The organism is Parachlamydiales bacterium (assembly GCA_041671045.1).
Lineage (GTDB): Bacteria > Chlamydiota > Chlamydiia > Chlamydiales > JABDDJ01 > JABDDJ01.
Genome location: JBAZCF010000003.1, coordinates 104,918 through 124,733, shown reverse-complemented (window position 1 = coordinate 124,733; position 19,816 = coordinate 104,918). Strand labels below are relative to the sequence as shown.

Below are 19,816 nucleotides of genomic sequence, written 5' to 3'. Positions count from 1 at the left end.
TTGTATTTTTTTTGCGATTAAAACTTCCATTCTATAAAATAGTATGGTATTTTATTTGCGCTATTGTGCGAAATTACAAGGTTTTATAAGCTGCCGCACATTGAAGCTGTCCGCCAAGCCACTACTTGCGAGAAGAATATGAGACATATTAAAAGTGAACGTCTTAAAAAATTGGAGTCTGAACTAACTGACCTTCAACAATGGTTGAAGCTAGGCCTTGTTCCGAAAAAAGATATCCAAAAACATAAAGAAGAAATTCAATCGCTACAGCTAAAGATCGAAGAAGAAAAAGATCGCCTCGCCTTCCTGAAAGAGAGCGGCGAAGGTGAAGATTTTGCTGTGCCTAAGAAGGCACAAGGTAGGACGGCCTATACTGAAATGCCTACAATACCCGATATTGATATGCATGAAGGTTCCGTTGGAGCAACTGACAGCCACTTTGATATGGAAACAGAAGCTGCCGGTTATGAATCTGATGATTCTGATGAGGATGACGACAGCGTAAGCGAAGATAACGATACCACTACACAAGAAGATGAAGACGACGAGTCCTATTTTAGCGACCGTAATCGTTGGAAGCGCGGGGGTATCTTAGATCCTGATGCTAACGAATGGTAGATTAGATACAACAAGGGATGAGGTTAGTCTATATATCCACATCCCTTTTTGTAAAAAAAAATGTTCCTATTGCCACTTCTACGTCATCCCTGATAACTCCGATAAACAGCTCATCCTTTTCCAAGCCCTCTTAAAAGAGTGGGATACATGGCGTCCGCATTTCTCACAAAAGAAATTAGTTTCCCTATATTTCGGAGGCGGCACTCCTATCCTATTAAGGACTGATCTGCTATCTCGGTTATTAGAAAAAATCCTAGGAGATGTCGACTATGATCAGAATATCGAGATCACTCTGGAAGCAAACCCTGAAGAAGTTACACCTGAAAAATGCAGGGAACTTTCTGCCATTGGGATTAACCGCATCAGTATAGGGATTCAATCCTATGACGACAATTTATTACAGCTTTTAGGTAGGCAGCATTCCGGAAATAAAGCCGTGGATGCCCTCCAGATCATTGCAGATGCCGGCATCGGTAATATTTCTGCGGATGCAATGTACGACCTACCAGACCAAAACTTTTTGCATTGGGAACGAACACTGCAAAAAATCGTCCAGTCCCCCGTCTCTCATATTTCGTTGTATAATTTAACCATTGAACCGCAAACCCTTTTTTATAAGCAGCGTAAAGAGCTTACACTACGATTGCCACCTGAAGAAGAAAGTGTCCGGATGTATAGCTTCGCACGTGAGTTTCTGTCTTCCAACGGATTTCAACAATACGAAATTTCAGCCTTTGCTAAACAAGGCTACCAAGCAATTCATAACAGCGGCTATTGGACAGGACGTCCGTTTATCGGATTAGGACCTTCAGCCTTTAGCTTTTGGGAAGGTAAACGCTTCCAAAATATCGCTCATTTAGGAAAATATGCTGAAGCTTTGGAAAAAGGTGAAAGTCCTATAGACTTTCAGGAGCAGCTTCCTGCGGAAAACAGTTTAAGAGAACATATTGCTGTCAGGCTAAGGCTGTTAGATGGTTTTGATTTACCTTGTGAACTTCCTAATTCCTTGAAGAAAGACCTATCTACTGTAGAGAAAAATGGCTGGGTCTTAAAGGAAAATAATCATATTAAGCTAACCGATCTGGGCATTCTTTTTTATGATAGCGTCGCTACAGAAATTATAGTTTAAATTTATAACTCTCTCTCTCAATCTACCCATAATAAAATTTTTAAGGGACTTAGGATTGTTTTGCATTTTCCTTACGCAGAACATCTTTTAGCTTAGGTCTCACTTAGGGTAAAGTTCGCTTGTATATAAAATACACCCCTTGCATAATCCAATTTTAAATTTGAATTGGTAGAAGCCATGGATTCCGAGCTCATACTGCTCTCTTTTGATAAGATCATGCAAACGCGTTCTTATACTGTAGTCATCCTTGGTGCACCCGAGAAACGTTTTGCGATCTATACTGATCCCAGTATAGGACGCACACTACAAATCTATTTGACCGGTGCTGATAAGCCGCGGCCGTTGACTCATGACCTAATGAACTCTATATTCCTAGGGTTAGGCGTCAAGCTTATTCAAGTCGTCATAAACGATATTCAAGATACAGTCTATTATGCGCGCCTCTTCATGGAGCAGCTAATAGGTGGAGTAAAGCATATTATCGAGGTAGATGCCCGCCCCAGCGACTGCATCACTCTTGCCCTACTGAATAATATTCCTGTCTACTGTACCAAAGAAGTGCTTGAAAAAACAGTTCCTATCGAAGAGTGAAATTTGTGAATACTCTGCAACAAAGCTTATCCGAAGATTCTTTGATATTTCGAATTAAGCAGCCTCCCTCCCTTTTTTGGCTTAACATCGTTTTCTTATTAGCCCCTATTATTCTTACATACATTGCTTCACTGCATATTTGTTCTGAAGCATGCACTGCAGGGCAAAACTATCGACTTTTCGGCTTAGCATTTGAAATATGGGGATTTATCTTATGCCCCTTTTTCTTGCTGCTTCATATAACATCTAGACGTATTCCTGCTTTTATTTGGCTGACAACTATCGCTGTCGCAGGAGCCTTAGGCGCTGAAGCCTGGTTTATCTATGTTCAAAAATATTATATCGGCCATTGGTGCCCAGTGTGCTTAGCCATCGCAGCATGCTTAATTATCGCGTTTGTCATTCAAGTCATAACCATTGCCATCGGGCATGACAAATTATCTAAAATTGAAAAAGAAGGTGTAAAAATGAAATATTATCTCGGATCTCTCACTACCTTTACCGTCGCCGTCCTAGGTTTTTTTATCGCCTTCGTGGGACTAAGCAAAGTGGATAAACTTGAAGCTGCCCAAGACGAATTGAAAGAGAAGATCACATTTGGAAACACCAAAAGCCCTATTGAAGTTTATCTTTTTACAGACTGGCAGTGCCCTTCATGCCGTAAAATTGAGCCTGTCATTGAAAAGGCAACTACTTCCATCAATAAAAAAGCACGTCTTGTATTTGTTGATTTCCCCATCCACCCCGAAACAATGAATTTTACACCCTACAACCTAGCTTTCATGGTAAACAACAAAGATAAATACCTGAAACTTCGTCATATTTTGACAACCCTTTCAGAACAGACCGGAGCGCCTACCGAGGAACAAGTAGCCAAAGCAATTCAACCTTTAGGTGTTAAGTATCAACAACTCAATTACGCTGATGTCGCTGTGGCCTTCAAATATTACAAAGACCTAGCCAAGCAATTTAACATCAATAGTACTCCAACGGTCGTGCTAATCAACCTTGACACCAAGAAAGGGAAAAAGCTTAAAGGCGGCGTAGAGATTACTGAAGCAAATATCCTTAATGCCATTGATGCACTGAAATAATGCCGGGACCAGCTGTAAAAACACAATTTCCAACTCTAATGGACACAGTGGGGCACACCCCACTGGTCCAAGTTCAACATTTGACTACCCACCTCCCCCACATTACCCTCCTATTAAAGCTAGAGTACTTTAACCCGGGCGCCAGCGTGAAGGACCGGATTGTAAAATACATTATTGATGACGCTGAAGCCCGCGGCTTGTTAAAACCTGGCGGTACTATCATAGAAAATACCTCCGGCAACACTGGAGCTGCTGTCGCAATGATCGCTGCGACGAGAGGCTACAGAGCTATCCTAACGATGCCGGATAAAGTGAGTATCGAAAAGCAAAATGCCCTGAAAGCTTTTGGCGCTCAGATCATCATCTGCCCCACCGCAGCGCATCCGAATTCGCCGGAACACTACGTCAATGTCGCCAAAAAATTAGCTGACGAAACTCCGAATAGCTTTAGAGTAAATCAATACGACAATCCACAAAATCCCCTAGCCCATTATCTGACGACAGGGCCGGAAATCTGGGAGCAATCGCGCGGCGAGGTAGACTATTTTGTTGCTAGCGCAAGCACCGGCGGTACCATAAGCGGCGTAGGTAGATATCTAAAAGAAAGGAAGCCCTCTGTAAAAACACTTATGCCCGATCCCATCGGCTCGATCTACTACGACTATTTCCATAAAGGGATCATCCCGCAAGATGCCGTGTGTTCTTACCTCCTGGAAGGGATCGGAGAAGACCATATGGCAAAAGCTATCGATTTTAAGTTGATTGATGACGTCGTTCAAGTAAAGGATGAAGATGCCTTTAGGATAACTCGTATCCTTGCTGAAAAAGAAGGTATCTTGGCAGGGGGTTCTAGCGGCGCTAATGTATGGGCTGCTTTACAGTTGGCTGAAAAATTAGACACTCCTGCCACCATTGTAGCTATCATTCCCGATAGCGGATTAAAATATCTCAGTAAGATTTTTGACTCTCACTGGCTCGAATCCCAACATATTAAATTTTAAAGGGGTTAATATGCGATTTAGCACTAAAGCATTACATGCAGGTGAAAACCGCCATTTGCAACAAAGCTCAGTAATGCCCCCCATCTTTATGACCTCTACCTTTGTCCAAGACATACCTGGCGAGGGTGAATACGAATATACCCGTGCAGGGAACCCAAACTTCACTATTTTAGAGGATACGTTGGCCGCTTTAGAAGATGCTCAGTATGCGACAGTCTTCTCCTCCGGATTAGGTGCCTTGACAGGGCTATTATCTTCCTTTTCAGCTGGAGATAAGATTGTAGCGTTAGAGGGTCTTTATGGAGGTACGTACCGCCTTTTTAATCAAGTGTTCAAAAACTTCAACATCCGTCTCGAGCTTGTCTCTGTCCATGACCTTAGACATCTAAAAGAGGCGCTTAGCGGAGCGAAGTTATTTTGTTTTGAGACGCCTACAAACCCTCTACTAGAAATATATGATATTCAAGCACTTAGCACAATCGCCCACGCTGCTGATGTTCCGGTGCTTATTGATAACACTTTTGCTACACCTTACTTGCAGAATCCCCTTCTCTTAGGTGCAGATATCGTTTGGCATAGCACAACCAAATACATTGGAGGGCACTCAGACACAATTGGAGGTGCGATGATGACAAATGATGAAACAATCAAAACCCATTTAGACTTCGGACGTAAAGCTTTAGGAGTTAACCCCAGCCCTTTCGACTGCTGGCTTATCACGCGCGGAGTTAAAACTTTGGCCTTGCGAATGGAACAGCACCAGAAAAATGCTGGACGCATCGCTAATTATTTTCAGCAGCAACCTTTTGTGAAAAAAGTTTACTATCCCGGCCTGCCTATGCACCCAGGCCATGCCCTGGCAGCAAAACAAATGCGCGGATTTGGTGGAATGCTTTCCGTGGATTTAGACCTGCCCGTCACTGAACTGAAAACGTGGCTGGCCTCTTTGAGCTACGTGCGTCTGGCAGAAAGTTTAGGCGGAGTGGAGTCGCTTATCTGCCACCCTGCAAGCATGACACACGCTTCCATCCCCAAAGATGAACGATTAAAACAAGGTGTTTCTGAAACCTTAGTGCGTATTTCAGTGGGCTTGGAAGATATCGAAGACCTCATCGAAGATTTTACAGCATCATTCCAAGCTCTGCAAGTTTGCGCAAAGTAACAGCCCTTTCTCTAATAATAGACTTTTTTCGAAATTCATTCATTACGAGGAATTAATATGGCCGTAGCCCCTATTCTCTCTTCTCATCCTTATACACTTTTATCTTCTGCAAAGATCCCTCCTGTAGGAAAGGTAAACGGCATCGAAACATCTGAAACGGAAAAACATCCACCACGTACACGTGTGGAAATTGCTAAAGAATACAGAAGTATTCAAAAATCGTTGCAATCCCTGGATAACAACCAGGATCTGATTCCTGCACATACCGATGCAATTTTTAATGGCTTGAAGGCTCTAGCAAAACAATGCCTACAGGAATTGTCTAGTTTAGATGATCCCTTCGATGATGAAACCTTTACAGCCATGCAAGCCCTGGAGAAGGAACTTTCACTCGATGAAATCCTTGCAGCCTTTTTTCCGGAATGCTGCTTTCATCACATTCCTGCGGCATCTCACTTCAAAGATACCCCCTACTCCCCTGAAATTGCTTATCCTTTCGCATTCAAAACCGGCGAACTTCTAGTCTTCCGAAGTGTGGAGTTTTGCTGGTATGATCATCTAGATGAGAAGATCTGCTCTGTCCCTATCAAAACCGTAAAACAGGCGCATAATTTGTGGATCTTAAGCCAGGCTTCAGAACAGGTCAACAGTGTTTCCTTTTTACATGGAGAACGTCAAAGAGCCCTAAAGATTATCAAAAGTTCCATTCCTATCCTCTTCGCAGAATCTGCCCCTATGGACTATTTCACCCGAAATGGTGAACGTTGGGATACTAAATCTCTCATGGACCTTCCTAAATACAAACAAAAGCCGTCTTCCTATCTACAGGAGTTTACAGCCCAAGCTCTCATCGCCCTTTACCAACACACGAATGGCCATAATATTAACATGAAACTGTGGGGAAGTTATTATTCTTCTTGCCCAAGAGAAATACTGAACTGCCTAGATGTCTACTATTACCCGCGCGACCTTAGAAAATTCAATTATACCGTCCATTCCGAAACAGTAAAATCCGATTATGAAAGCAAATTGCGTAACAGTAATTTATTCACACCACAATTTGAAGCGATCGAGGACATGCACATCCTTGTGCATTCAAAAATACGTAGTCTCTATTTTTTGCATGCAGACTTAAACCAAAAACTGCAGTCCGTCCTTTCTCTGCGCTTTCCTGAGATGGAAAGTATTGCTATTGCCAATCCGAATAACCCGGTATTGGAATACCTTGACGACAAAATCATACGTTTAGTCATTGCTAAGGACGTGGAGAAAGATATGGTCGTGCAGAAGGTTGAAATTAACTATCGTCAAATCGACCAAATAACTTTAGAAAAAGAGCTTGAGGATTACATTAAAGCTCTTCCTTCGGATAATAGGTATTGGAATAAAAAAGTTTGAGCTGGTGATTGGAGCATGATTACAATTTAAGATCTTTCCAGTATCTGCATAAAGGGCATTAAGCTTTGAGGTTCAGAAATGACACTCTTAATGATATCCAAAGGTGTTATCCTGATAGATGAGAGTGCTTGATTTTGAGACGGAGGAAACTGAATTCTGGTATTAAATATAGAAATACAAGGGGCCTGTGAACTAGTGTCACCGATTTGAATTTTCTTCCCCTTCAGAAGAATACGTTGACCATCGCCTTCATAAGAGTCTATAGCATTTAAAAAATATTCTTTGCGTTTTTTAATCCTCCTCCAGTGAGTTCTGATGTAATGCAGCTTTTTCATCTCGAAACGTTCTGGAAGCTCTGAATCTGGTATTGGAGAGGGCGATTCTTTTAATTTAAAGAGTATACGGTCTTTTTTAGGACCCCACCAACTAGTCTGAGTGGATAATAATTTAGATTTATCCTTAATGAGTTCCCAACGGATTTTGATTAATTCGAAGTCTATACCGCTTCGGTTAGCAAGTTGCTCAAAGGGAATATTATAGCGATAAGCTTTTACTAGAACCATATCCACATTTCGAGGAAGTATTGTATAAGCGGCGGTGCCGGTACGGGAAATAGCTGGCATTTCATTCTCACTATGAAGGGGTATTATGCTTTTGCAATTGTACTATAATTTCGATTTTCCCACTCATTACGTCCCACCCAATAAAAGGTAAACAGAATTTCTGAATTCTCAGAAAAGTTTTCTACCGGCAAATCTGCAAAGTAAATGCCTAAACCTAAAGGAACAAATTCCGAATCTGTATGCGACGCCCAATTATCTTTGCTCCAACGTACAAAGCCCCCTACATCTGCTTGGATGCGTAGACGTTTCCCTACAGGCCAAAATGGCAATTGGTGGTCCATCCTCCAAATGGCGTATACAGCTTTCACTTTATCTAATAAATACCGCTGCTGTGTTTGCGGAGGCATAGTAAAGACTTTTCCGTCTTTTATGGAACGCAGCAAAGTAATATATTCAGCATGCGCCCACACCAATGGCTTAGCTGATCCTGCCGAGTGTCCTTTAAACAAACTATGCTCAGGAATATCTTCACTGTCCCAAATTTGTTCGGGTAGGAGCCCGCCTACTCCTGCATAACTTGCCATTACTCTTAAAAGGTCTTTTGCTTTATCCATATTACCGGCTGCCACTTCATAATGGGCTCTTTCACCGCATAATAGAGGCCATCCTCGGCCAATCCCTGTGCCATTAAAGGGCGACCCGTCCGCATGCTCACCATAACCATCATGATTATATCTATGCCAAATAGGACCACGCGGTGTATCCGTCTTTAAGAGGGCATCGATCACTTTAATTGTATTTAATATGCGTGGATCAGTGGGGGATCTTAGGCCTTGCCTGACTAACGTCAGCGCATCCACACTAACAATATTCCTATAATCCTTCACAGATTGATCAGGGGGAAGGTTTTTTAAGTATATCTCATTAGACTGAGGGGGTACATCTTGGAATTTCACTGACGGCATTACCCTTACATAATATCCATCTACCCCATATTGATTTGCCAAAGGGGTATCTCTTACATAGAGCCAGCGCTCAATACTTTCGTTCCACCAATCGGCCGTATCCCTTAAATATTCTGCAGATGCAAAATCACCTGCATCCGATAGAAAATCCGCCGCACAAAGCAATGCTGAAATCTCACAGGCTATTGTAAAAGGAGTATATCCTGCCACTTCCTCCCAACGGTCTTCTTGGGTCACCGGGCCATTTTTGATAATAAATAAGGCTGCACGACGCACCATTTCAGTAGGATCTAACAAACCGATCGCCTTTTTACGCCGGACTATATCTGCTAATATGACCGGTAATGCCGTTTCATCCATTTGCAAACCAGGCCAATAAGGCGTACCATCCTCCCACATGCATTGGACCCAATGCCCATCATGCTCTTGTGTGCACATCAGAAAATTTAGCGTTTGATAAGCACCTAAAACATCATTGGCAGCAAGAAGTGAGATAGCCGTCTGAGCCTGATCACGCGGCCAGATCAAATGGTAACCGCCTATATCATTGTCCCCCCTAGAAAATCCCCAAGGAATGGATAAGGAAGCTATGACACTTCCTGAGAGACGTTTTCCCTCGTGAATTTTGAGTACAGCATTGCTCATGCGAAAAAGTGAGCCCCCCAAAGGGTCTACGCTGCCTAAATCATCAAATTGGCTATGAAAACTTTCCCACTGGCTTATGTATTCTTTAAGGCAATCTTCAAAGGGACGTAATAATGCTCCACGGCTTTGCAGTCCTGCTTCAAAGGAGGTTACTCCAAAGGATAAGGAAAGTACAAAACGTCCTCCGCATTCTTCCAGATCTATTTCCGCCGCCATAGCAATATTACCATCGTCAGCCCTCTCATAAGTATCCAAAAGGTCTTTATTCTTTTTCAGCTCTTGCCAAGCATCGCTGATTCCCACATAACCTACAGTCATGCGTTTAAAAGGAGTGGAGCAAGCACAGGCCATGTTTAACGAGGGAGTGTTCGTTGAGCTTGCAAACAGCATCGGAAACCCTTTATACTCACCTGACCACCCTGTATTACCCATTCCCTTATTACGCATATGCGGCGCCAAAAGGACAAAAATTTTGTAATCCTTCAGTGTTCCTATCAAGGGTATAAATTCGATTTGCTGTAAAAGTACGCTGCGGCGAGTATCCGCAATAATTCTCTTCTCGATACGGTAGCGACCTTGGTTACAAGTATTTATTAGGTGGTATGCCGGAACGCCCTCCCCCAATGTCGTATAGTCATGGATCGCATCGCGTTTTTCCTCGGAAAAAAACTCTTTACCATCAGTAACAATCAGCTCCATATCCCGCAAGTTTGCTACGTCAATCCGTGGCCAATACACCTCATTGACAATTCCATGCGAAATTGTAAACCAAAGGTTGCAATCGTTGTATAATGCTGTACCGACACCGATTTTAGCACTCGAAGTCCATCTAGCAATATGCCCGGGCGCTCCAGGCGCTAATTTAGAATGGTCTATTGTTGCTGTCATGCCTATCCAATTTAAAAATCTAAATTATTTTTAACATAATATTTTAACCTAATAAATGTGAACAACTACCTAGGCAGAATATTGTGTAATAGCTATTCTTTCTGTGAATATTTTTATAAAACGGATTTTTTATGAGCCAGAATACATTAAATACTTTTCTCTTGAATCAATTGGATGAAGCCAAAAAAGCAGGGCTCTTTAAGGAAGAAAGAGTTATCTCCTCACCCCAGGATGCAGTCATTAAATTGGCTGATGGTAAAGAGGTCATCAACCTTTGCGCCAATAACTACTTGGGCCTTGCCAATCATCCAGCTCTGATCGAAGCTGCTAAAAAAAGTTTAGATGACTACGGATTTGGTATGGCATCCGTCCGATTTATCTGCGGAACTCAGACACTGCATAAGCAATTGGAAGAGAAAATTTCCCATTTCCTAGGAACCGAAGACACGATTCTATATTCCTCTTGCTTTGACGCCAATGGCGGTCTATTTGAAACTCTTCTTGGCCCTGAAGACGCTATCATCAGTGATTCGCTTAATCACGCGAGCATCATCGACGGCATACGCCTCTGCAAAGCTAAACGTCTACGTTATGCTAACAACGATATGCAAGAATTGGAAAAATGCCTTCAAGAATCTCAGTCAAGCCGTTTCCGTATTATCGCCACGGACGGTGTTTTCTCCATGGACGGTATCATTGCTAACCTCAAAGGCATTTGCGACCTTGCGGATAAATACAATGCGCTAGTGATGGTAGACGACTGCCACGCCGTGGGTTTTCTGGGTGAACACGGTAGAGGCTCGCCCGAATACTGCCATGTCTTAGGACGTGTGGATATTATCACAGGAACTTTAGGTAAAGCACTAGGCGGAGCTTCCGGTGGATATACCTCCGGCAAAAAAGAAGTCATCGCTTGGCTGCGTCAACGTTCCAGACCTTATCTTTTTTCCAATACATTGATGCCTGCCATTACTGCTGCATCCATCGAAGTCCTTAGAATGTTAGAACAGTCGGGCGACCTGCGTGTTAAAGTGCGTGAAAATGCCGCCTATTTCCGTGAAAATATGGAAAAACACGGTTTCAAACTACTCGGCAAAGACCATGCTATCATTCCTGTGCTGTTAGGTGATGCTGCATTAGCTCAAGAAATGTCTAAGAGAATGCTCGAGCATGGAGTCTATGTCGTAGGTTTTAGCTATCCCGTCGTACCGCAAGGGCAAGCGCGTATTAGAACGCAAATGTCCTCGGCTCACACTAAAGAACAGCTAGACAAAGCGATTGAAGCTTTTGCAATTGTAGGTAAGGAACTAGGAGTAATATAGCTATCTCTTGAACTGTTAAGACAAAAAGGACTTCGTTTTGTTCTTTTTGTCTTTTCTAATAGTTAAACTAGACATTTTTTATTGATTTAATACCTTAATGTATTTAAAGTATATTATTTAATCAAACTATAAAAATGTGATTCTATGTTTAAAACTGCACTATCCATATTATTATTGCCTGTAATGATTCTAAGTGCTCAACCGCAGAATCTTCAATACTCTAACACCGTTAATACCTATGGCTGGTGGGACGATTCTGATTCTAAACCTGCACAACCCAACCCTACTCCTCCAAATACTCCTAAGCCAACTCCTCCAAATACTCCTAAGCCAACTCCTCCAAATACTCCTAATCCTACTCCTCCAAATACTCCAACACCTCCTCAGCCCGGTGTTCCCACTCAACAAAAAGGCTTCGACTTCAGCAATATCCTAACTTTGGAAGAAAGGCTTAACAAAAAAATTATCGGTCAGGAAGAGGCAATCCGAGCAACCGTTGATTCAATCCTTCCCTATACTGCCGGAATCCATGACAAAAATAAACCTATAGCTACTTTAATTTTCATAGGTTCTACAGGCGTCGGTAAAACTGAACTCGCGAAAGAACTCGTGAATGAATTATCCAAAAACCCTACAAAAAGCTTTATCAGGGTCAACATGTCTGAGTACTCCTTAGAAGACGGAGTAAATAAGATTATTGGCGCAGGACTTGGATACAGAGATAATGAGAAAGGCGGAATCCTTGCTAACGCTATCAAAGCAAACCCGGCTTCTGTTGTTCTTCTGGACGAATTCGAAAAAGCTAACTCTCTTGTACATAAACTCTTTCTGCAAATTTTTGACGAAGGATATTTTTCTGACGGATCAGGCAACATCATAAACTGCCGCAGCTGTATCTTCATTGCTACAACCAATATCGGCGCAGAAAAATTACAACAAGCTTATGAAGCAGATGTTCCATATGAAGATGCACTTTCATACGTCGAATTAGATCTGATGAAAAAACTTTCTCCAGAGCTTTATAATCGGATGGAACCTGTCCTCTTTAAAGCAATCTCAGAAGAAGCTTTAATGCATATCGCATGCAATAAACTGAAAAAGCTCTCTGAAAAGATTTATTCCCTCAAAAAAGTAAAAGTCGATTTTGACAGCTCTGTACAAGAATATATTCAAAACTATGGATATAATAGAAAACTGGGTGCACGTCCGCTTAATAGAATTGTGGATAAAGAAATCAGCTCCACTATTACACGCTCATTAATTACTCATGTCTATTCCGAGGGGGATACTATGATTATTGCCCACGACGGAAGTCACTTCATCGCTTCTCATCTAGAAACGAATAAATAGTCTCACTGTGCATTCTTCCATTGATCCGGTTTAATTGCTGAGATCAATGGGTATATTTAATACAATTTAATTTATTTAAAATATTTATCACAAACCGTTATAAATCATATCCAAGGATATTTATGTCTTTAGGGGTTACAAGACAATTCTTGGCTCCTCATCGACTCTCTCTTTTGCATTGTGGATAGAGCAAATAGACGCTATAATTAGGTTAGACCAAAAATAAGTCCTATCCCATAAATATAAAGAAAGTCTTTTACTATACCCTTTTTATTGACAGAATACCTCAATCAAAGGACAATACTCTTTTTTTTTAATATTAATATCCTTCTCTTTAATGGTAATACTTATGAAAGCAATAGTAAAAAAAGAAGCTAAGGAAGGTCTCTGGCTTTCCGACGTTCCAGTACCCACCCTCGGTAAAAATGACGTTCTCATTAAACCCATCAAAACTGCTATTTGCGGAACCGATATTAATATCTATAAATGGAGCCCCTGGGCTCAAAAAAATGTCCCCGTTCCTCTTGTCATTGGACACGAATTTGTTGGTACCATCACAGAAGTCGGCTCAGATGTAAAACACCTTAAACCAGGTATGCGTGTAACAGGTGAAGGCCACCTTACCTGCGGACACTGTACTGGCTGCCGCCACGGTAAAAGACACCTCTGCAGCAATGTCAGAGGGCTGGGGTACCACTCTCCCGGTTGCTTTGCAGAATATTTTACTATGCCGCAGGAAAATGTCTTCCCTCTTCCAGAATCTATACCTGACGACATCGCGGCCATTTTTGATCCATTTGGCAATTCAGTACATACAGCTTTTTCACTTGAATTACCTGCTAACAACATCCTCATCGCGGGTTCCGGTCCGATAGGCATGATGGCCACTGCCATTGCAAAACACGCAGGTGCTCGCAGAATTATCGTTACCGACGTCAACGCCTCAAGGCTTGAAATTGCTAAGCAAATGGGCGCCACGGACATTGTCGACGTTACAAAACAAAAACTATCCCACTATCTAAAAGAGATCGGTCTGGAAGAAGGTGTGAGCGGAAGTATGGAAATGTCAGGGCATCCGGACGGCCTAAAACAACTGTTAGAGAATACGCGTTACGGCGGAACAGTTGCCCTTCTCGGTATACTGCCTCCAAATACTGTGATCGACTGGGATTTAGTCATCTTCAAAATGCTGATACTAAAAGGAATTTACGGACGCGAAATCTTCGCTACCTGGGACTATATGGTCAATTTAATCGAGTCAGGGCTAGATCTCAAACCTATCATCACACACCGATTCCACTACACAGATTTTAACGAAGCCTTCCAGACAATGACCTCCGGCAAAAGCGGTAAAATCATTCTTGACTGGTCTGTCTAATCAGGGAGCTTCCCCTACTATACTAGGCTTGTCCTAGTATAGGAGCTGCGAATTGCCGCACTCCTATGCTAGGAACATTTTGCTTCGCAAAATAATTTCCAATATTAACATCTCCACATTCTCTATGAACTTTTGCTTAAAATAGAATTAAGTTGGATAGCTAGTTGCTGGGAAGGATTGTAGGTAAGGATTTGATGAGCTGCGGAAAGGAGCACCCAAATGTGGTTAGAGATTTCTGAAGGTTGGGTAATGACATCTCCTTTAACGATAGCAGGATAATAGGTAACGGTTTTAGGGATGGAATTGTGTAAATAAGATTCTGAGAGTGGCGGAATATTGAGCCATTCGGAGATATGGAGGTTAGTTTCTTCGAAAAGTTCACGTTCAGCAGTTTGCTGAGGAGTTTCTAAGGGGTTGGGATGACCCTTGGGAAACGACCAGTGATTGCCGGAGAGAAGCTGGACGAGGAGAACGAACCACTCCCCCTCACGCAATTGGAGGGGGATGATACCAAAGGATGTCTCAGTTTTCATATTTACTGAAGATAATAGCGGCGTTATGGCCGCCAAATCCAAATGAGTTAGAGATAGCGTTTTTGACATCCCATTTCATGGCTGTAGGGGAAGTGACAAAGCCAATGTCATCTTCAGGGTCTTCAAGGTTTAGCGTCCCGTGAATCTCACCGGACTGGATAGCCATGATGGTGGCGATAGCCTCTAGTCCGCCGGCAGCCCCTAAGGCGTGGCCGATCATGGATTTCGTGCCATTGATCGCAACCTTTGAAGGATTCGCAAAGATTTTTTTAAGGGCATTAAGCTCGGCTACGTCACCTGCTGGTGTGGAGGTAGCGTGAGCATTGATATAGTTGATAGAGTCCGCACTGATTTGAGCGTCAAGCAGAGATTCATGGATACACTGAGCAACACCTTTACCTTCCGGATGCGGGTTTGTCATATGGTATGCGTCACAGGAAACGGCACCGCCGAGGTATTCTGCGATAATATGCGCGCCGCGTTTTTGAGCGTGTTCTAAAGATTCGAGGACAAGAACGCCTGCGCCTTCTCCCATAACAAAGCCGTCACGCCCTTTATCAAAGGGTCTGGAAGCTCGTGTAGGTTCGTCATTGCGTACGGAGAGGGCTTTAATGTTACAGAAACCGGCAAGGCCGATAGGAAGGATAGCAGCTTCGGAGCCCCCGCAGATCATAAGTTCAGCGTCGCCTTTACGTATGTGGTTTGCGGCGGCAATGATGGAGTGGTTGCTAGTAGCGCAAGCTGTCGAGATAGAATAGTTTGGTCCCATAAAGCCAATTTCTTGAGCGAGGAGGCCGCCGCCCATGTTCGTGATGATGTAAGGTATGAGGAACGGAGAGACATGTCTTGGGCTTTCGTTGAGAGCGTTTACATTCTCCACAAACATGTTCATACCGCCCATGCCGGAACCGATGATAATACCGCATTTAGCAAGATTAAGGTCACTCAGAGAATCTGCATTGAGGTGTGCATTTTCTAGTGCAAGTTTTCCTGCTGCAATAGCGTAAGCAATAAATTTGTCCACGCGCCGAGCTTGTTTTTTATCCAGGAATTGTGTGGGGTCAAAATCTTTTACTTCGGCGGCAATTTGCGTGGTAAAGTTATCGGTGGGAAAAGAGGCTATTTTCGAAACACCGGAAGTACCTGAGAGGAGTGCTTGGTAGAATTTCTGGAGATTTGTGCCAAAGCAGGAGACAAGTCCCATACCGGTGACAACGATTCTTTTTTTAGACATATGTCCTCTTATTAAACATTAAATATTATTGTAGGTGGGTATGAATTAGAACGTCGACTATTACCCCTTGATTCCATACTTTTTCTAGAGAGTATCTTTCTCTAAGTTCCGGTGTGAAAAGGTGAATGAGAAAGTTAGTGTAGTCTAAGACGATCCAATCAGAGCCTGAACAGCCTTCCTTGCGGGAGGGGTGTCCAATTTCAGGCTGTAGGGTATGCATCAACTCATCAGCGATAGATTTCACATGACGGTCGACGTTTCCTTCTGCGATGATAAAAAAATCTGTCAGTGAGGAGATATTAGAAACATCCAGGATGAGGATATTACTCCCCTTTTTATCGTATATGGTTTGGGCGATGAGATCTAAGATGGGAGGATGTGATTTTTTTTTCATCGTTAATTATATATTTTTTTGCGTTTAATATATTTCCAAACAGGAGTTGGTAGTAAGTGTTCTACATGCTGTCCTTTTCGGATACGCTTCCTTATGTCCGTGCCAGAAATTTCTATATATCGTGTTAAAGTAATTCCATTGTTCAATTCATGAGGAATATTATGTTTTACTTTTGAAATAATTTCTCTTCTTCCAACAATAACAGTAACTAATTTTAATATATCTTGGGGTTGTTTCCAATCAAAAAATGTTTCGGCGGAATCTTCGCCAAGAATTAAATAGAACTTAGTGTTCCTTTTCTTTTTAAGCATCTCGTGTTGAAAAATGTTTAGGGTGTCAATGGTATAAGAGGGGGCAGGTCGTGTGAGTTCAACATTTTTACATTTAAGTTGTGGAATGTCCTTTATAGCAAGACGAATCATCGCTAGCCTATCTTCATCAGAAGCTGAAGCACCCTGTTTTTTTAAAGGGTTGCGTGCTGCCGGACAGAACCACACCTCATCCAATTTGTGTGCATCCAGCATTTCTAAAGCGAGACTTAAGTGTCCTATATGGATCGGATCAAAAGTCCCGCCTAGAATTCCAACAGAGCGTTGCTTGCTTATCATAGGATGAAAAGCAGCTCACGGTATTTAGGTAGCTGCCAAAGAGTATCGTCAACGATACCTTCAAGTTCATCGACATTTTTTCTCAACTGTTCAGCAGCACGCTGGACTTCATTTGCATACACTTTAGCTTGAGAGCCAATAGGTAGTGATTTAGCTGCAATAAGGTCTTCGTTGAGTTGTTCTGCAGATTGAATGGCAGCTTCAGTCAGCTCCACAAGCAGTTCAAAATGGCGATGCAGCCCTGAAATATTAGCTTTAACCGGAGCCGTTGCTGCTTTAACAGAACCTAATGTATTGGCTACAGCATGCTGTTGATGGAAAAGTACCGGAAGGATTTTCGTGTAGAAAATGTCCAACATAGTACGGTATTCAATGGAAAGAATGTGTGCGTAATGTTCTACAGTTACCTCAAAGCGGCTGGCAAGTTCTCCTGGAGTGAGAATGCCTTTAAATGCTGCTATCGTTTCGGGCGATTTAAGCGCATCGAAGGAATCAATAGATTTAGAGATGTTTGGGAGCCCTCTTTGAGCTGCTTCATCCCTCCACTGCTCGCTGTAGTTATCACCCGAAAAACGGACCCCTTTAGATGCCTTGAGGTACTCTTGAAGGACAGGGATAACAGTTTCAGTTAGATTGCTGCCTTTATGCGCATCGATTTTATCCATAATTTCGTTAAGACTTTGAGCGATGGTGGTATTCAGGACAGTCACTAGAGTTGACGGAGAAGCAGAGGACCCTAGAGCGCGGAATTCAAACTTATTGCCTGTAAAAGCAATAGGTGAGGTGCGGTTGCGGTCAGTATTGTCCATGTTCAGTGTGGGAAGCACGTGGCCGAGGTCGATATGGCCAGATTTAGCGGCGGAGGTGTGTGTTCCTGTAGATTCAATATCTGAGAACAACTCCTCTAGGGCGCCGCCTAGGTATATAGACATAATTGCAGGCGGGGCCTCATGACCACCTAAACGATAGTCGTTGGAAGCTGTTCCGATAGAGGCTCGTAAGAGCTTAGAATGTTTATATACGGCATGCATGATAGCTGTTTGGAGGACTAAAAAGTGCAGGTTGTTATCCGGAATGCCATTAGGGTCTAACAGGTTGATCCCGTTATTGGTGCCTATGGACCAGTTGCAATGTTTTCCTGAGCCATTTAAACCTTTGAATGGCTTCTCGTGAAGCAAGCAGCTCAGATTGTGTTTTCCGGCTATGTGGCGCATAAGCTCCATAAGGAGGATATTGTGATCGATAGCTAAAGAAGCCCTTTCATAGACGGGAGCGACCTCATGCTGAGCAGGAGCGACTTCATTATGCCGTGTTCTGACGGGAATGCCTAAACGGAGAGCTGCAATTTCGAAATCCTGCATAAAAGCGAGGACACGGTCTTTCACACACCCGAAATAGTGGTCTTGGAGTTCCTGTCCTTTGGGCGAGGCTCTCCCAAATAATGTACGGCCAGTGAGAAGGATATCTGGCCTAAGATCACGCCATAGGCGGTCAATAACAAAATATTCCTGTTCCAGCCCTAAGAACACATTAACGAAATCGGCTTGAATGCCGGTTTTTTTAAGCAGGCGCATGACAGCGTTATTTAGATTTTGCTCAGAACGTAGAAGAGGAATCTTGTTATCTAGGACGTCACCGGTCCAGGAGAAAAAGACTGAGGGGATACATAATGTGATGCCGTCGCCGCCTTCCCAAAGAAATACAGGGGAAGTAGGATCCCAGCCTGTATAGCCTCTGGCTTCATAAGTACTCCTTAGTCCACCGGAGGGGAAAGAAGAAGCATCAGGCTCCCCTTGGATAAGTTGGCGGCCACTAAATTTTTCGATAACCTTATCCCCTGTTCCCCAATCAATGAAGGCGTCATGTTTTTCAGCGCTGGCGTTGGTAAGTGGTTGGAACCAGTGCGTATAGTGGGTTGCGCCATGCGACATAGCCCACTCTTTCATAGCTACAGCTACGGTATCAGCGTATTCGGGGCGTAGTTTTTCGCGGCTGTCTGCAGCGTTGACGATATTTTGAAAAATTTCTTTAGGAAACATTTTCTGCATTATGCTGCGGTTGAATACTAAAGAGCCAAATTCTTTTGAGAATTTGCCATATTCCCCACTGGTATGCGCTCTAGAAGGGCGAGAAGCAATAATTGAGAGAGCATTTACGCGGCAGTTCATTGATACTCCTTGGAATAAATCGCGGTCCAGTCGTTAGCGATGCAATATTTTAAAAGTTTTTTATTGGGGTGGAAAACATAGCAATTTCCAGCTGAAAACATAAGTGGGAGGTCATTCTCGCTATCGGTATAGACGAAGTTTTCTTTAGAATTAAGCTTATATTTTTCACATAAAACCGCATGATGTGCGGCTTTTACTTCACCTTCAACAATAAGTGAAATATCGCAAAAGACCCCCTCTTTGTCAACAGCGTATTTAGTAGCTAAACACTCATCAAATTTGAAGAAATAGGCTATGGGTTGTACAAGAAAATCGGGTGAGCTCGAAAATAGAGCTGTAAGGCACTTATCCTTTTGAGCTTTTTGTAGAAGATCTAAAGCGACAGGGTTGACATAAGAATCAATTTTTTTTGAAAGAAAGTCGTTAACAAGGTGTGTAATTTGTAAAGAAGATTTATTTTTAAAGATGAGCGAGAAAATGTAGCGGTGCATTTTATCGATTGAGAGGAAACCTAGGATAAACAAACTATAATAACTTAGAACTATCACTGTTTGAAATAAAGTGATTATCTTTTTTTTATATAGAAATTGCCCAAAGCGGTAACTGATGTTTTCATTGATAAATGTATGGTCTAGATCGAAGATGTGTAAAGGCGAAGGCATGCACGCCCCTTTGGGGTGGATTTACTATAAGAGCATTATGGTATAGAGGGTGTTTTTTATTGTACATGAATGCATGCAACTTATTGCTTTGCATTAGATTTCTTTCGAAATTA

At 42.6% G+C, this 19,816-nt stretch carries 18 protein-coding genes; 10 read left to right on the top strand and 8 right to left on the bottom strand.

Features of this window, described 5'->3' with window-relative positions; translation table 11 throughout:
• The first annotated feature begins 138 nt into the window (after positions 1–138).
• The 7 genes from WC222_05105 (at position 139) to WC222_05075 (ending at position 6,993) form a co-directional block, all read left to right on the top strand.
• Entirely contained in the window at positions 139–618 is a 480-nt protein-coding gene (locus WC222_05105; GenBank protein MFA6915755.1) for a hypothetical protein, read from the top strand.
• Positions 602–1,747, top strand: a complete 1,146-nt coding sequence (gene hemW, locus WC222_05100) for a radical SAM family heme chaperone HemW (GenBank protein ID MFA6915754.1) — start codon at positions 602–604, stop codon at positions 1,745–1,747. The genes WC222_05105 and hemW overlap by 17 nt, the downstream gene beginning before the upstream one ends.
• A 177-nt stretch (positions 1,748–1,924) precedes the next feature.
• The gene (locus tag WC222_05095; GenBank protein MFA6915753.1) at positions 1,925–2,338 is read left to right on the top strand and encodes a bifunctional nuclease domain-containing protein; all 414 of its coding nucleotides are present in this window, start codon (positions 1,925–1,927) and stop codon (positions 2,336–2,338) included.
• 5 nt (positions 2,339–2,343) lie between these two features.
• Positions 2,344–3,432 carry a thioredoxin domain-containing protein gene (locus WC222_05090; GenBank protein MFA6915752.1) on the top strand — a complete coding sequence of 363 codons (1,089 nt, stop codon included), beginning with the start codon at positions 2,344–2,346 and terminating at the stop codon, positions 3,430–3,432.
• Complete coding sequence (locus WC222_05085) at positions 3,432–4,433, top strand: cysteine synthase family protein (protein MFA6915751.1); 1,002 nt, start codon at positions 3,432–3,434, stop codon at positions 4,431–4,433. Before WC222_05090 ends, WC222_05085 begins: the two co-directional genes overlap by 1 nt.
• Positions 4,434–4,443: 10 nt before the next feature.
• Entirely contained in the window at positions 4,444–5,595 is a 1,152-nt protein-coding gene (locus tag WC222_05080) for a PLP-dependent aspartate aminotransferase family protein (protein ID MFA6915750.1), read from the top strand.
• A gap of 57 nt (positions 5,596–5,652) precedes the next feature.
• Positions 5,653–6,993: a hypothetical protein gene (locus tag WC222_05075; GenBank protein MFA6915749.1), complete on the top strand. Its 1,341-nt coding sequence runs from the start codon at positions 5,653–5,655 to the stop codon at positions 6,991–6,993.
• Positions 6,994–7,019: 26 nt separating this feature from the next.
• On the opposite strand, the gene WC222_05070 is transcribed toward WC222_05075, so the two are convergent.
• Both WC222_05070 and WC222_05065 read right to left on the bottom strand, forming a co-directional pair.
• Positions 7,020–7,616 (bottom strand): hypothetical protein, encoded by a 597-nt coding sequence (locus WC222_05070; protein ID MFA6915748.1) that lies wholly within the window; start codon positions 7,614–7,616, stop codon positions 7,020–7,022.
• Between the two features lie 23 nt (positions 7,617–7,639).
• On the bottom strand, positions 7,640–10,054 hold the full coding sequence (locus tag WC222_05065) for a glycoside hydrolase family 15 protein (protein MFA6915747.1): 2,415 nt from the start codon (positions 10,052–10,054) through the stop codon (positions 7,640–7,642).
• Between the two features lie 131 nt (positions 10,055–10,185).
• Here WC222_05065 and WC222_05060 point away from each other — a divergent pair, with 131 nt between their 5' ends.
• The 3 genes from WC222_05060 (at position 10,186) to tdh (ending at position 14,104) form a co-directional block, all read left to right on the top strand.
• Entirely contained in the window at positions 10,186–11,376 is a 1,191-nt protein-coding gene (locus WC222_05060; GenBank protein MFA6915746.1) for a glycine C-acetyltransferase, read from the top strand.
• Positions 11,377–11,520: 144 nt separating this feature from the next.
• A complete protein-coding gene (locus tag WC222_05055; protein MFA6915745.1) occupies positions 11,521–12,726 on the top strand; it encodes an AAA family ATPase in 1,206 nt (401 codons plus the stop codon).
• Positions 12,727–13,075: 349 nt separating this feature from the next.
• Complete coding sequence (gene tdh / locus WC222_05050) at positions 13,076–14,104, top strand: L-threonine 3-dehydrogenase (protein ID MFA6915744.1); 1,029 nt, start codon at positions 13,076–13,078, stop codon at positions 14,102–14,104.
• A gap of 122 nt (positions 14,105–14,226) precedes the next feature.
• Here tdh and WC222_05045 read toward each other — a convergent pair whose 3' ends face one another.
• The 6 genes from WC222_05045 to WC222_05020 are packed head-to-tail and all read right to left on the bottom strand — an operon-like array spanning position 14,227 to position 19,703.
• Positions 14,227–14,637 carry an NUDIX domain-containing protein gene (locus WC222_05045; GenBank protein MFA6915743.1) on the bottom strand — a complete coding sequence of 137 codons (411 nt, stop codon included), beginning with the start codon at positions 14,635–14,637 and terminating at the stop codon, positions 14,227–14,229.
• Positions 14,627–15,871, bottom strand: a complete 1,245-nt coding sequence (gene fabF / locus WC222_05040; protein MFA6915742.1) for a beta-ketoacyl-ACP synthase II — start codon at positions 15,869–15,871, stop codon at positions 14,627–14,629. The genes WC222_05045 and fabF overlap by 11 nt, the downstream gene beginning before the upstream one ends.
• A 25-nt stretch (positions 15,872–15,896) precedes the next feature.
• A complete protein-coding gene (gene rsfS, locus WC222_05035; GenBank protein MFA6915741.1) occupies positions 15,897–16,265 on the bottom strand; it encodes a ribosome silencing factor in 369 nt (122 codons plus the stop codon).
• A 2-nt stretch (positions 16,266–16,267) separates the two neighbouring features.
• Positions 16,268–16,873 (bottom strand): nicotinate (nicotinamide) nucleotide adenylyltransferase, encoded by a 606-nt coding sequence (nadD, locus tag WC222_05030; protein MFA6915740.1) that lies wholly within the window; start codon positions 16,871–16,873, stop codon positions 16,268–16,270.
• Positions 16,870–19,041 (bottom strand): glutamine synthetase III, encoded by a 2,172-nt coding sequence (locus tag WC222_05025; GenBank protein MFA6915739.1) that lies wholly within the window; start codon positions 19,039–19,041, stop codon positions 16,870–16,872. Before WC222_05025 ends, nadD begins: the two co-directional genes overlap by 4 nt.
• Positions 19,038–19,703 (bottom strand): HAD-IB family phosphatase, encoded by a 666-nt coding sequence (locus WC222_05020; GenBank protein MFA6915738.1) that lies wholly within the window; start codon positions 19,701–19,703, stop codon positions 19,038–19,040. Before WC222_05020 ends, WC222_05025 begins: the two co-directional genes overlap by 4 nt.
• Positions 19,704–19,816 lie beyond the last annotated feature (113 nt).

Excerpts from the sequence above, each read along its gene's own strand:
- fabF (MFA6915742.1), bottom strand. The coding sequence starts at position 15,871 with ATGTCTAAAAAAAGAATCGTTGTCACCGGTATGGGACTTGTCTCCTGC.
- hemW (MFA6915754.1), top strand. The coding sequence starts at position 602 with ATGCTAACGAATGGTAGATTAGATACAACAAGGGATGAGGTTAGTCTA.
- tdh (MFA6915744.1), top strand. The coding sequence starts at position 13,076 with ATGAAAGCAATAGTAAAAAAAGAAGCTAAGGAAGGTCTCTGGCTTTCC.
- WC222_05095 (MFA6915753.1), top strand. The coding sequence starts at position 1,925 with ATGGATTCCGAGCTCATACTGCTCTCTTTTGATAAGATCATGCAAACG.
- WC222_05075 (MFA6915749.1), top strand. The coding sequence starts at position 5,653 with ATGGCCGTAGCCCCTATTCTCTCTTCTCATCCTTATACACTTTTATCT.
- rsfS (MFA6915741.1), bottom strand. The coding sequence starts at position 16,265 with ATGAAAAAAAAATCACATCCTCCCATCTTAGATCTCATCGCCCAAACC.
- WC222_05080 (MFA6915750.1), top strand. The coding sequence starts at position 4,444 with ATGCGATTTAGCACTAAAGCATTACATGCAGGTGAAAACCGCCATTTG.
- WC222_05085 (MFA6915751.1), top strand. The coding sequence starts at position 3,432 with ATGCCGGGACCAGCTGTAAAAACACAATTTCCAACTCTAATGGACACA.
- WC222_05105 (MFA6915755.1), top strand. The coding sequence starts at position 139 with ATGAGACATATTAAAAGTGAACGTCTTAAAAAATTGGAGTCTGAACTA.
- WC222_05020 (MFA6915738.1), bottom strand. The coding sequence starts at position 19,703 with ATGCCTTCGCCTTTACACATCTTCGATCTAGACCATACATTTATCAAT.
- WC222_05065 (MFA6915747.1), bottom strand. The coding sequence starts at position 10,054 with ATGACAGCAACAATAGACCATTCTAAATTAGCGCCTGGAGCGCCCGGG.
- nadD (MFA6915740.1), bottom strand. The coding sequence starts at position 16,873 with ATGATAAGCAAGCAACGCTCTGTTGGAATTCTAGGCGGGACTTTTGAT.
- WC222_05045 (MFA6915743.1), bottom strand. The coding sequence starts at position 14,637 with ATGAAAACTGAGACATCCTTTGGTATCATCCCCCTCCAATTGCGTGAG.
- WC222_05055 (MFA6915745.1), top strand. The coding sequence starts at position 11,521 with ATGTTTAAAACTGCACTATCCATATTATTATTGCCTGTAATGATTCTA.
- WC222_05060 (MFA6915746.1), top strand. The coding sequence starts at position 10,186 with ATGAGCCAGAATACATTAAATACTTTTCTCTTGAATCAATTGGATGAA.
- WC222_05025 (MFA6915739.1), bottom strand. The coding sequence starts at position 19,041 with ATGAACTGCCGCGTAAATGCTCTCTCAATTATTGCTTCTCGCCCTTCT.
- WC222_05070 (MFA6915748.1), bottom strand. The coding sequence starts at position 7,616 with ATGCCAGCTATTTCCCGTACCGGCACCGCCGCTTATACAATACTTCCT.